This is a genomic window from Enterococcus sp. LJL90 (assembly GCF_056924355.1).
This window is the reverse complement of the sequence record NZ_JBXPBQ010000002.1, coordinates 94349-107385: the sequence shown is the minus strand read 5'-3', so window position 1 is coordinate 107385 and position 13037 is coordinate 94349. Positions and strand designations below refer to the sequence as shown.

Below are 13037 nucleotides of genomic sequence, written 5' to 3'. Positions count from 1 at the left end.
TCAGTTATAAATAAGCGCTAATCTTCCTGCTGATAAATATCCCTTGGCCGAATAATCCCCAAAAGATTTCCATCAGGATTGCCATCCTTCGTAATTAATACCGCCTCTAACGAATTTAGCTCTTGAAACATTTTTTCAACAGCGTAAACTTCTGTCGTTTGACTGACGAAGCGGTAGTTTGCTGATTTGCCGTCGCTCATTAGAAAATCTTGCGCCCGGCGATTTTTCAAATTAATTGTCTCTTCATCAGCTTCTGTCGCCAACCAATAGCCGATGGTCCGAAGAGTAATTAAGCCCTCGAATTTCCCTCTGTTATACAAGGGAAACTGCGAATAACGCTTTTGCCGAATCGTTTTTAAAATATCCTTCATCGGCAAATCCATCTCAAAACCAGTGACATTTTTTTTAAAGCGGGGCAAAACTTTTTCTGGTTCGGCTAACAGCTTTTCGATTTTGCTGATTCGATCAACTGCCCATTGATTAGGCTCGGCGATAATAAAATCATCCGAAATTTTTTCGTGAACAATCGCATTTCGTAATTGCGCCATCTGTAAGAGATCATCTTCATAATCTTTCACCGGCAAGTCTTTACGATGAGCGAGCCGCCGCACCATCTCACTAAACCCCATACTGCTGGGATTATTAAGCTCGTCTTTCAACCATTTCTCTACTCGATTGAAACTATTTAAAAATTCTTCAGCCCGTGTCACACGGTCTCCCCCTTCAGCTAGTCATCAAAATCATTGACAACTTGAATTATATAAGCCTGTTTGAACTGGCGCATTACGAAAAATCCATAGGCTAATAGATACACTGGAATTATCAGCCAATAACGGAAAAATAGCGGAATTAAAAAGGCCGCCAAAAATAATCCAATATAAATAGTCACTAGCCTTGGATTCATAACAATTTTTAGATTTAGCTCCCGTTGATTAGCAGCTACTGTCAGCGGCTGACTCTTTAACCAGTAAAAAACGACCTGCAACTGGCTAGTCTGATTCAGAATAAAATCTTTTTCTTGGTTTTCATTAATCAGCAATTTCTTTTCCCCGTCAATTTTCAAGATCAAAGGACTGCCGTAGCCAAAAAAACCAGTCTTGCGTTTAATAAAAACCTGCATAATCAGCGCCTCCTATTATCTCTGAACCTATTATAAAACACAAGAGGCAAGTTCGTCTTGTGCTTAACCTTTTTAAAGAAAAAATCTAGCTTAGCTGGATTTTTTGACTTGCATAGAAAAACCCCTCTTGAAAAAATCAAGAGAGGGTGATAAACAAGATTTTAGAACAAGCCAATAGCATTGCCATCTTTATCGACATCCATGTTTAAAGCAGCCGGTTTTTTCGGTAAGCCCGGCATTGTCATCACATCACCGGTTAAGGCAACAATAAAACCAGCCCCGACTTTTGGTACCAATTCTCTAATCGTCACTGTGAAATCAGTTGGTGCACCTAATGCCTGCGGATTGTCAGATAAAGAATACTGAGTCTTCGCCATACAGACCGGTAGACGATCCCAGCCATATTGACTAAAGGTTGCTAATTGATTTTTTGCTTTTGGTGCGAAATTCACGCCGTTTCCGCCGTAGATTTTCTTGACAATTGTTTCAATTTTTTCTTCTAAACCAGAGGCACTCTTGTAAATTGTTTTAAAATTATGGTCGGAGTCATCAATCACACGACTAACTAGCTCCGCTAATTTTTTTCCACCTTCTGGTCCTTTTTCCCACACGCTAGCCACTTCCACGCTAACCCCTTGATTTTCAATCAATTCTTTTAGAGCAGCCAGCTCTTTATCGGTGTCACTGATAAATTCATTGATTGCCACCACGACTGGTAGGCCGTAGCTTTGCATATTTTCGATATGTTTTTTCAAATTAGCAAAGCCGGCAGTTAAGGCTGGCACATTTTCTGCACTTAAATCAGTTTTCGCCACACCGCCGTGCATTTTCAACGCACGGATGGTCGCAACAATCACAACTGCATCCGGGGCTTTGCCTAAGTTTGGCACTTTGATATCTAAAAATTTTTCAGCCCCAAGGTCAGCGCCAAAGCCAGCCTCGGTAATCACATAATCACCCAAGCCTAGGGCCGTTCTCGTTGCTAAAATACTATTACAACCATGGGCAATATTAGCAAAAGGTCCGCCGTGAACTAAAGCCGGCGTACCGAAAATAGTTTGGACTAGATTTGGTTTAATCGCATCTTTTAAAAGTAAGGCCAAGGCCCCTTCAATTTTCAAGTCGCTGACAATAACCGGTTCTTTGTCGTAAGTATAGCCAACGACAATATTGCCTAACCGTTGTTTTAAATTTTCCAAATCAGTTGCTAAACATAAAATTGCCATAATTTCGCTGGCAACGGTAATATCGAAACCATCTTCACGGGGCACACCTTGGATGGGTCCTCCTAAACCGATAACGACATTTCTTAAAGCCCGGTCGTTTAAATCAACGACACGTTTCCAGATAATTCTGCGGGGATCAATATTCAATTCATTGCCTTGTTGAATATGATTATCTAATAACGCTGATAACGCATTATTGGCTGTCGTAATTGCATGCATGTCGCCAGTAAAATGTAGATTAATATCCTCCATCGGCAAAACTTGCGCATAGCCGCCGCCAGTTGCGCCACCTTTAATCCCCATTACTGGACCAAGTGACGGTTCTCTTAGTGCAATCACAGTCTTTTTCCCAATTGCATTCATCGCATCGCCTAAGCCGACAGTTACCGTCGATTTGCCTTCGCCCGCTGGTGTAGGATTAATCGAGGTCACCAAAATTAATTTCCCTTGAGAATTTTTTGACACCTTTGCAATCGTTTCAAATTCCACTTTTGCCTTATATTTTCCATATAATTCCAAGTCATCTTCTGTTAAACCAACCTGTGCTGCAATTTCTTTAATCGGTTGTAAAGTTGTTTCCTGTGAAATTTCAATATCCGTTTTCATTTCCAGCCTCATTTCCGAACTATTTTTTATTGAGTTGATTCTTTTGTTAAGTTATTTCTTATTATAAACGTTTTTCAAAAGAAAATCACCTGAAAACAAGAGAAAAATCCCTAATTTGCCAGTAGCTCCTTTGACCGTTATAATAGAGGCATACTTCTTGCATGAAAGGTTGTGGCGTTTGTGGAATCAGGGAATGTAAAATGGTTTGACGCAAAAAAAGGATACGGCTTTATTAGTTACAATGACTCAGAAGAAATTTTTGTTCATTTTACTGCAATTGAAGAAGAAGGATACAAATTCCTCGATGAAAATCAATTGGTCAGCTTTGAGATTCGTGAAGGCGCCCGGGGACCGCAAGCCGCACATGTGCGAAAGATTGTCGAATAGTCACAAAAAGTAAAAGGCTAACCCATCTTTTCGGGCTAGCCTTTTTTAATTATCCAATTGTTGTAATGTGGCCAATTCTTTTAAGAAAAAGACTTGCCGCTTTTGGTTCATCAAATAAACCCGGGGCCGTTTCTCCCCTGTGACAATCATCATCAAATGACGGGAATGATGATTAATTTTTTCAATATTAGCCACCGGAATTTTTTCCCGATAAATCGGCAGCCATGTGCGAATATATAAAGTTTTTTCGTGAAAATACATTTGTCGGCGACTGCCGAGAAAAATCATCACCAGCCCAATGGCCAGCAAAAAAAGGCCTTTATAATTGAAGATACTGTCCTCGACGGCGAAAACCGCATATAATAAAATCAGACTAACTGCACAACCCCAATAAGCAAAAGCAAAATACGGCTCAGGTTGCCAGTAATATCGCGAATGTTCCTGTTTGATAGCCCACAACTCCCCATCCATAAAGTACAATAAAACCATCATAACATAGATTGAAAAAGAAGTGAGGACCCAAATGTTAAAAGTCTATATCGATGCTGCCACAAAAGGCAATCCCGGACCCAGCGGCGGTGGCGCCATGATTACTGGCGCCGGTCAGTATCAACAACTCAGTTTTCCATTAGGCATTATGAGCAATCATGAGGCCGAGTTTGCTGCCTTAATCAAAACTTTACAGCTGCTAATAAAACAAGAGCTTAATCAAGAAACCATTTTTATTTTCACTGATAGTAAGGTGTTAGCACAAACAATTGAAAAAAATTATACCAGCAATGCCGCTTTTCAACCGTATCTCGCTGAATTTCAAGAATTGGAAACTACTTTTCCTTTGCTGATAATCCAGTGGCTAGCTGAAAAAGAGAATAAAGGGGCTGATAATCTAGCCCGTCAAGGATTGCAAAAACAGCTGAAGAAAAAAACGAATTAGCCGCTTCAAACAACATAGCCGAGTAAGTCTTTGAATCCTCAGACTTACTCGGCTATGTTTACCGAATTAAATTAATTTCTGGATGTTTTAAAGCCAACCAGACATCTTTTTCTGTGGTGAGTGGCACATCCCCGTGCATGGTATGAGCTAAGACATTATTCATGGTGGCAAAATTTACGGTTTGCTCTAGCTCCCAGCCTTCTAAATAGCCTTGCAAAATTCCAGCGGCGTAGGCATCCCCTGCTCCAATCCGATCTAAAACCTGCAATTCAAATAATGGACTAGTAACCTTTTTATCTTGAGCATATAAAACGCCTTGAACGTACTGTTTCCCGTCTTTAGAGATTTTTTTCGTACCGGCAAATAATTCAATTTGATACTCCGCCATAAAGTCCTGAATTATTTCTTCTTCGGTACCTTTTTGCTCAATACCTAATAAATCAGTTAAATCACGGCTGCTGCCAAAAACAATTTGGCAATGGGGTAAAATTGTTTGATATTGCTGGCGCATCAACTGCAATTTATCCGCCTCAGTATTCAAACTTGGTCGAAAATTGAAATCAAAACAAATTGGCTTCCCGCTGGCAGCAATTTTTTCGGCAAAACTTTGCGCCGCTGCTCGGGTCTGATCTGTCAGACTAAGAGAGATGCCACAGATGTGAAACAAATCAAAATTGGCAATCATTTCTGAAAATGGGTAAACTGCTGGTCCGCTTTGTCCAAATGAGCTGCTGAGTCGGTTTTGATACGTTACTTGAGTAGCTCTGGCACCATAGCCCATCTCAGCAAAATAACTGCCTAAATGCTGATGACAAAATTGCAGGTAGTCATCATTGATTTTCAGTTTTCGCAGATGAGCGGCGGCGGCCTGGCCTAAGCGATTATCCGGTAAAGCCGTCAGCAGACTCACTTCTTGTCCAAAATGAGCTAAATTCGCTAAAATATTGACGCCTGAACCGGTAAAATCCATTCGTAATTGATTGGTCTGCTCCAAAAGCAAATATTCCGGGGGACTTAAACGCATCATGACTTCCCCAAAAGCAGCTACCCGCATACAGCACACTCCTCATTTTTTTTAAATTGTTTCACTGACAATTTAATTATTCTTGAAACTTAAATTTACTCCAAGGCTCGATAAAGGGCAAGAGAATCTTTTCCTGCTCAGCAATTTGCCCGACTTTATTTTTACGGGAATCTTTATGGGGCTCCAAGACTACCTGTAGTTCATTTTTATATTTGCCAAACTGATCATTGCCGATGACGATATCCCCTACTTGAAACTCAATTTCGTTATCGTGGGGCGGATTGGCTGCTTGGCTATATTTTTTGCGAACTTGGGTTGAACGAATCACTTGATCCGTGATATCCCCGCGGCGAAAATGCTGTTCAGCTAACACAATTTCTTTTTCAACAGGATTAACTGCTGACACAAAGTCAACAGCAAACTCTGTTTGATAACGATTGACCGCTGCCATTTTTTGCAGTTCCTCATCGCTGGCATAGGCATTGCCGATAATTACATCGTCAATCAGACCAGTAGCAAAGAAATGTTTTGTGGCAACTTCTACTGGCAAGTGGCGGTGCATTTCTAATGTTGGCAGGCCATCATTAATATCCCACGGGCCAATTTTTCCCGCTTGTGAGGTGATGAAGGCTGCCGTACGAATACCAGCCTTTTTAAAACGGCTGCTACATTTTTCAAAAAAATCATAGGGTAAGGCTGTGCCGGCCTGTGGGTAAAAATTATGACAGCCGTATAAAAACGGTTTGTTGGCTTGGTAAGTCAAAATATTATCCAGATAGGCAACATCGTTACTCATATTTAATTCAATTGCTAGACCAAAGGGATTATAGGTCAGCATTGCTTCTTTATTACCATCAAAACCTAAATCTAGCCGAATGCCATCAGCACCTAATTCGTGGAAAAAAGTCAGGTCATCATAGGAAATTCCTAGCTCTTCAAAGATATTAGGAGCGACATCCAAGATGGTTTCAAAATTTAGCGCCTTGGCAAAGTCAATCAACTCTTTAAATTTTTTTTGGACGGCTTCTTTTCCCTCCGTCACCTCCAGCATACTCATAAAAATCCGTGAGAATCCGTACTGGTGAGCTTTTTGCAGATAATTTTTATCATCCTCAAGCTTGCTGTGGTCAGGATAGACCGATACTCCTAAGGCTCGTTTCATGATTTGTCTCCTCTAATTATAAAATGTTGCTGATTTCAACCGATATTTTTGGCTAAGAATTGTCGCAGCAATAATTGTAACGACCAACACCGGTGCTGCACCTAAATGCAGCTGAGTGGCAAGAAAGACAGCTCCCCCGATGGCAACAACTGATAGTAGCATCAGCCAACGAAGTTTAATCTGTTGAATTTTTTCAGGTGCAATTTTTTTCTCGACAATAACTTGAGTGGCAATAAAAACTACTACTGCAAGTATAAAATTAAAGGTTGTCATATTATCCCATCTTTCTTTTTTAAAACTGGTGCTGTCGTCACAATAATCACAAGGACTTACTTATTATTTTCCAGTTGTTTCATCAACCATTTCCATTGTTGTTCTTTGCGCATCTTCTTGCGCAATTTCAGCAGCTTCTTTTTCCAGCTGTTGTTTTTCAAAGACTTTAAAGAATGGATAGTAAATCGCAAAGGTAATAAAGAAATTAACAAAGACTAAAATTGCCGCCGAGACACTCCAGTTGGTACTCATCCATGCTGCGATTGGCGCTGGCATCGCAAAGCCTAGCCGAGCCACCATCATCGGAACGATTCCCGTTATTGTGGCAAAATAAGCTACGGTTGTCGTAATTAACGGTGCAACGATAAATGGAATGGCTAAAATTGGATTCATTACAATTGGCGCACCGAAAATCATCGGTTCATTGATATTAAAAATACCTGGTAAAAAGGACAAGCGTCCCAAGCTCTTCAAATATTTTGATTTAGAGAACATAAACATAAAGACGAGCACTAAAGTTGTTCCTGAACCGCCAATCCAAACGAACCATTGGATAAATTGCTCCGTGAAAATATTCGGCATGTTATGAGCGCTGACACCAGCTGCAAAAGCATCCATATTTTCAGCAATCGACATATCCCAGAAGGGACGAATGACTGGACCTAAAATGGCTGGTCCGTGAATTCCCAGCACCCAGAAGAAACAAATTAGAAAGACAGTTAGTAATCCACCAAATAAACTATTACCTGCTAAAACATCCTTCAGCGGCATTAAGATACTACTCAAGAAACCATTTAAATCAAAACCGATAACATGACGTAAGACCCAGAATAAAATTAAGATAACAGCTCCGGGAATCAATGCGATAAAGGAATTGGAAACTTCTGGTGGCACGCCCTCTGGCATTTTAATCGTGATATTTTTTTGAATGAATATTCGATAAATTTCTACAGAAACAATGGCAGTAACAATGGCCCCAAATAAAGACGAAGAACTTAAATTAGCAATATTAATATAGCGACCTGCATCAATCACGCCCTCAACACCATCGACTAAACGAATTGGCGGTGCTGCTGTAACGAGAAAAGCCATCAAAGATAAAATTCCAGCGGTCAATGAATCCACCTTGTAACTTTTAGCGAGGGCCGAACCAATACCAAAGGTTGCATATAAAGCTAAAATCCCGACTGTGTAACGAAAAGGAATATCCAATAAATCCCGATACGGTTCAATTGCCTGTGCCAAAGAATCAACTGGCATGTTTAGCAAAATGGTAAAAAACGAGCCGACAATTGTTAAAGGCATTGTCGCGATAATCCCTTTTCTAATTGCGACCATGTGACGCTGCATTCCGATTTTGTTAGCAAAAGGCATAATCTTCTGCTCTAACACATTAACAAACTTATCCATCATACTTCCCCTTTTCAAAATAATAACATTATAATGTTTGCGCATTCATAATAACAAAATAAAACCGACTTGTAAATAGCAAAAAAGAACCCTTTCGAAAAAAGTTTTGCCGCTTTTTTGAAAGGGTTCTGCTACTGGATTCAGTTTTAAAAAAATTTTATCAATTATTTTTGGTCAGCAAATAATTGTGGTCAAAGTCGATGCTCAGCTTGGTTGGGCCTAGTATCTGCAACAACCTGGCTTGAATCTTTTGATAAATTTCTTCGTCCTTTAAGGGACATTTCGGCGGGACTACTAAATCAAAAGCTAGCTCTTCTGGATTTTTTTCCATCCGGAAATCATGCATCCGCAGGTTTAATTTCAATTCTTCAATAATTGTTTTAACAATATGAAAATTCGTCATGAACTGTCGGTCATTCACCGGCACGGGGTCCACATGGCAAACCAAATTAATATTGAGGGATTTTTTAAAATCTTTTTCAATGCCATCAATAATATGATGGGCCGCTTCCAAACTTAAATCTTCATTGACCTCAATGTGAACGGTGGCGAAATTTTTGTTTGGCCCGTAATTGTGCACCAACAAATCATGGAAACCTAAAATATCAGGATAAGTTTCCAAACGCTCCTCCATCTGCACAATGTCCTCAGTCGTCGGCCGGCTGCCCATCAGTTCATCAATAAAATCTTTAATCATTTTGATGCCACTATATAAAATATACAGTGCAATTAAAAAACCGATATAACCATCCAGCTGCCAACCCGTGATAAATTCAATCAGCGCTGAAACTAAAACAGTCACTGTTGTGAAGACATCGTTAAGACTATCTTGTGCCGTGGCATTTAACGTTTCTGATTTGATGCGCCGGCTAAAGCTGCGGTACATTTTTCCCTGCCAGATTTTGATAATAATCGATAAGAGCAGCACCACAAAAACTAATGGAGTGATTAACGTGCTGGAGGGATTTAAAATTTTATCAAAGGAGGTATGCAAAAATTGAAATCCGACATAAGTCACCAATAAGGAAACTAAGAAGCCGCTGATATATTCAAAACGCTCGTGGCCATAGGGATGCTCACGATCGGCAGGCTTGGCAGCAATGCGAAAGCCGACCAAAGTTAGCAGTGATGAAGCCGTGTCTGATAAATTATTAATCGCATCCGCCATGATTGAGACACTGTTGGAAAGTAAACCAATTAAAATTTTGGCAGCAAACAATAAGCCGTTTGTTAAAAGACCAATGATTGCGGCGGTGTTGCCAACTTTTTTGCGAAAAAGTGTCGCATCTTGATCAGATTTTTCTAATTTATTTAAAATAAATTGAATCATAGCTGTCCCCTTTTTTTCTTTATAAAACAAAACCAATAGCTAATAATAAAAAAGCCGCAGATAATCTACGACTTTATTTTACCATGATTTGGTGTCAGTGGTGTGGCTGCAAATAAAGCAGAGGCGATTAGCGGTGTGATAATTCCCGCCGCAATCGCTTCAGGAATCCCGTTGGCCACGCCAACACCAAATAAAACGGTAAACAGAGTTGAAGTGTCAGTCCCATAAGCTGTGGCCGTAGCAGAGCTGTATAACAAGCCCATCAAGCCAAGCACTAAAACAGTATTGACGATGGATCCTAAAACTCCTCCGACAGCGGAAGCTAAAGCCACTGATTTTTTGCGGCGATAAATTTGATTAAAGACAATTCCGGCCACGACACCAACTAAGATGCGAGGCAAAACAGAAATAATCGGATTCGTAAAGACCAACGTATCAAAAGGTGTCGTTGGCATCGCATAGGCCCGCACCATCGTAGCAATCCCCCAAAACAAGCCGATAATGGCTCCGTCTTTTGTTCCTAAAACAACAGCTGCGACAATCACCGTGATGTGAATGATGGTCAAGCTAATAACCCCTAAAGGAATAAAGCCTAAAAACGGCACCATCGCCTGCACAATAATAATGGCTAATAAAATTCCCCGTAAAACCAAGCGATAGGTTCGATCCTGCTCTCTCATTTTAAAGACCTCCAGAATAAATATTTTCGTTTTTTTATTATGCTCTATCCTGTGAAAAAAATCCAGCAATTACTCTGAATTACTGGATTTATTTTACCTAGATTTTTTTACAAATAAATTATTTTTGTTCTGTTAACCAAGTTGGTACAGCTGCCAAGGCCGCTTGAATGCCAGCTGGATTTTTACCGCCGGCTTGAGCCATATCTGGACGACCGCCACCGCCGCCGCCAACTAACGGTGCAATTGCTTTAATTAAATCGCCAGCTTTTAAGCCTTTTTCATTCGTAGCTTTGGTCATCGCCGCTAATAAACTCACCTTGTCTTCTTGAGCTGTGGCTAATACTAAAACATCCGACAATTCTTTTTGCTTCCATTGGTCTGCCAATTGACGCAGCTGGTTCATATCTTTAACGTTGACCTCAGCTGCGATAACTTTTAATCCAGCAACCTCTTGAATATTTTGGAAGACATCACCGGCCTGTTGATTAGCTAATTTAGCTGCTAATTTTTCATTTTCTTTTTGCAATTCTTTTAATTGCGCCTGCAACTGTTCTGTCTTGTTCACGACTTCTTTTACCTGTGGTGATTTAATCGTTTGAGCTACAGCCGTCAAAAGATTTTCTTCTTCCCGATACGCTTCGTAAGCTTCTTGAGCCGTAACTGCTTCAATTCGGCGAACACCAGCGCCAATGCCAGACTCAGAAATAATTTTGAAAATACCGATGTCTTCGGTGTTGGCTACATGGGTACCCCCGCAGAGTTCAATTGACCAGTCGCCGATATTGACCACCCGCACATCGTTGCCGTATTTTTCACCAAATAATGCCATAGCGCCCATTTCTTTTGCCGTTTTTAAATCTGTTTCCAAAGTGACAACAGGAATTGCCTCCCAAATTTTTTGGTTGACGATTTTTTCCATTTCTGCCAATTCTTCGGTGGTGATTTGACCGAAGTGGGTAAAGTCAAAACGCAGATGACCTGGCGCGACAAGTGAACCCGCTTGATTGGCGTGGGTGCCTAAGACCTCCTTCAAAGCTTTGTGCAATAAATGTGTCGCCGTATGATTTTTCAAAATTTTATTGCGGCGGTGAGCATCCACCTGTAAAAAGTAAGTTTTACCAACAGACACAGGTCTAACAATTTCAACTTCATGCATAAACTGGCCGTTCGGTGCTTTTTGCACATCGATAATGTTAGCAACCACTTCACCTTCAAGACTGACTAAAGTTCCTTTATCAGCAATCTGGCCCCCCATTTCTGCATAAAATGGTGTCTTTGCAAAAAGTAATTGCGCTGTGCCGTCATGAACTTCTGGTGTAACCTCTTCATTTTGCACGGCGACAATTAATTCTGTTTCTGCTTCCAAATGTTCGTAGCCGACAAATTTACTAGCAACTTTAATATCTGTCCACAAGGCTGATTGGGTACCCATTGATAATTCTTTGCTGCGGGCAGCACGCGCCCGTTCTCTTTGAGCAGCCATTTCAACTTCAAAGCCGGCATGATCAACCTTTAGATTTTCATCTTCAGCGACTTCTTCAGTTAATTCAACGGGGAAGCCAAAGGTATCATACAGTTTGAAAATAATTTCTCCCTTTAACGTATCTTCGTTAGCCGCTTTAACTTCAGCAATCACTTGGTCTAGCATTGCTAAGCCTTCGTTGATGGTTTCATTGAAGCGTTCTTCCTCTGATTTAACAACTTTTTCGATAAAGTCTTTTTGATTGGTCACTTCTGGATAATAGCTGACCATGATATCACCGACAATCGGTACTAATTTGTATAAAAATGGTTCATTGATGCCTAATTTTTTACCATGCATGACTGCTCGACGTAGTAAACGGCGCAACACATAACCCCGGCCTTCATTTGAAGGTAAGGCGCCATCCCCAATCGCAAACGATAAAGCCCGAATGTGATCGGCAATTACTTTAAAGGAAATATCCTTTGTTTTATCTGCGGCATATTTAAATTGACCGCTCAAGGTTTCCGTTTCATGAATAATCGGCAAAAATAAATCTGTTTCAAAATTTGTGGGGGCGTTTTGAATAATCGAAACCATCCGTTCTAAGCCCATCCCCGTATCAATATTTTTATGGGGTAATGGTTCATAGGTGTCATCTGGTTTGTGATTAAACTCAGAAAAAACGAGATTCCAAATTTCCAAATAGCGCTCATTTTCGCCACCAGGATAATTTTCAGGATCATCTTCACTTAGATTATTAAATTCAGGTCCCCGGTCATAGAAAATTTCTGAATCGGGACCGCTGGGACCAGCGCCGATATCCCAAAAATTATCTTCAATCTCCACGATATGCTCTTCTGTCAGCCCGATGACTTCCCGCCAAATCCGTTTTGCTTCGGCATCTTCGGGATAGACGGTCACGTAAATTTTTTCCGGCTCAAAGCCCATCCATTCTGATGAGGTTAAAAATTCCCAAGCAAAGGTGATGGCGTCTTCTTTAAAATAATCACCAATCGAAAAATTGCCGAGCATTTCAAACATGGTGTGGTGACGGGCAGTTTTGCCGACATTTTCAATGTCGTTGGTACGAATTGATTTTTGGGCATTGGTAATCCGGGGGTTTTCCGGTACTACGCTGCCATCAAAATATTTTTTCAAAGTCGCAACGCCAGAATTAATCCATAGTAAAGTTGGATCATTCACTGGCACTAAAGATGCACTGGGTTCTACACTGTGGCCTTTAGATTTGAAAAAATCTAAAAACATTTGCCGTACTTGGGCACTTGATAATTGTTTCATAACTAATCTCCTCGTTTTTTAAAATGGCGCTAGTTTAAAAGCTGACAAAATTTTTACCAACTTTTAAATGCAAAAAAGACACCACTGCACTCAAGGACGAACACTCGCGGTACCACCTTGA

13 protein-coding genes are annotated in these 13037 nt (G+C 40.5%); 2 read left to right on the top strand and 11 right to left on the bottom strand.

What is annotated here, in order from left to right:
• Positions 1–17: 17 nt before the first annotated feature.
• The 3 genes from AC1Z3S_RS05390 to AC1Z3S_RS05380 all read right to left on the bottom strand — a co-directional run bounded on the left by AC1Z3S_RS05390 (position 18) and on the right by AC1Z3S_RS05380 (position 2952).
• Positions 18–710, bottom strand: a complete 693-nt coding sequence (locus AC1Z3S_RS05390; protein WP_461739503.1) for a CBS domain-containing protein — start codon at positions 708–710, stop codon at positions 18–20.
• Positions 711–727: 17 nt separating this feature from the next.
• Positions 728–1120 carry a hypothetical protein gene (locus AC1Z3S_RS05385; RefSeq protein ID WP_461739502.1) on the bottom strand — a complete coding sequence of 131 codons (393 nt, stop codon included), beginning with the start codon at positions 1118–1120 and terminating at the stop codon, positions 728–730.
• Positions 1121–1281: 161 nt separating this feature from the next.
• Positions 1282–2952: a formate--tetrahydrofolate ligase gene (locus AC1Z3S_RS05380; RefSeq protein ID WP_461739501.1), complete on the bottom strand. Its 1671-nt coding sequence runs from the start codon at positions 2950–2952 to the stop codon at positions 1282–1284.
• 180 nt (positions 2953–3132) lie between these two features.
• Here AC1Z3S_RS05380 and AC1Z3S_RS05375 point away from each other — a divergent pair, with 180 nt between their 5' ends.
• Entirely contained in the window at positions 3133–3339 is a 207-nt protein-coding gene (locus tag AC1Z3S_RS05375; protein WP_265457583.1) for a cold-shock protein, read from the top strand.
• Positions 3340–3384: 45 nt separating this feature from the next.
• Here the strand turns inward: AC1Z3S_RS05375 and AC1Z3S_RS05370 are convergent, their stop codons facing one another.
• Positions 3385–3810, bottom strand: coding sequence for an EbsA family protein (locus tag AC1Z3S_RS05370; RefSeq protein ID WP_461739967.1), 426 nt, complete (start codon positions 3808–3810; stop codon positions 3385–3387).
• Positions 3811–3862: 52 nt separating this feature from the next.
• Here AC1Z3S_RS05370 and AC1Z3S_RS05365 point away from each other — a divergent pair, with 52 nt between their 5' ends.
• Positions 3863–4273 (top strand): ribonuclease HI family protein, encoded by a 411-nt coding sequence (locus AC1Z3S_RS05365; protein WP_461739500.1) that lies wholly within the window; start codon positions 3863–3865, stop codon positions 4271–4273.
• A 58-nt stretch (positions 4274–4331) separates the two neighbouring features.
• Here AC1Z3S_RS05365 and AC1Z3S_RS05360 read toward each other — a convergent pair whose 3' ends face one another.
• The 7 genes from AC1Z3S_RS05360 to alaS all read right to left on the bottom strand — a co-directional run bounded on the left by AC1Z3S_RS05360 (position 4332) and on the right by alaS (position 12916).
• Positions 4332–5327, bottom strand: a complete 996-nt coding sequence (locus AC1Z3S_RS05360; RefSeq protein ID WP_461739499.1) for a sugar kinase — start codon at positions 5325–5327, stop codon at positions 4332–4334.
• Positions 5328–5373: 46 nt separating this feature from the next.
• Positions 5374–6459: a DUF871 domain-containing protein gene (locus AC1Z3S_RS05355; RefSeq protein WP_461739498.1), complete on the bottom strand. Its 1086-nt coding sequence runs from the start codon at positions 6457–6459 to the stop codon at positions 5374–5376.
• A gap of 12 nt (positions 6460–6471) precedes the next feature.
• Positions 6472–6732, bottom strand: coding sequence for a hypothetical protein (locus tag AC1Z3S_RS05350; protein WP_461739497.1), 261 nt, complete (start codon positions 6730–6732; stop codon positions 6472–6474).
• 63 nt (positions 6733–6795) lie between these two features.
• A complete protein-coding gene (locus tag AC1Z3S_RS05345; protein ID WP_461736646.1) occupies positions 6796–8142 on the bottom strand; it encodes a PTS sugar transporter subunit IIC in 1347 nt (448 codons plus the stop codon).
• 160 nt (positions 8143–8302) lie between these two features.
• Positions 8303–9472: a cation diffusion facilitator family transporter gene (locus tag AC1Z3S_RS05340; protein ID WP_461739496.1), complete on the bottom strand. Its 1170-nt coding sequence runs from the start codon at positions 9470–9472 to the stop codon at positions 8303–8305.
• A 65-nt stretch (positions 9473–9537) separates the two neighbouring features.
• Positions 9538–10152: an ECF transporter S component gene (locus AC1Z3S_RS05335; RefSeq protein ID WP_461739495.1), complete on the bottom strand. Its 615-nt coding sequence runs from the start codon at positions 10150–10152 to the stop codon at positions 9538–9540.
• Positions 10153–10270: 118 nt separating this feature from the next.
• Entirely contained in the window at positions 10271–12916 is a 2646-nt protein-coding gene (alaS, locus tag AC1Z3S_RS05330) for an alanine--tRNA ligase (protein WP_461739494.1), read from the bottom strand.
• Positions 12917–13037: the final 121 nt, after the last annotated feature.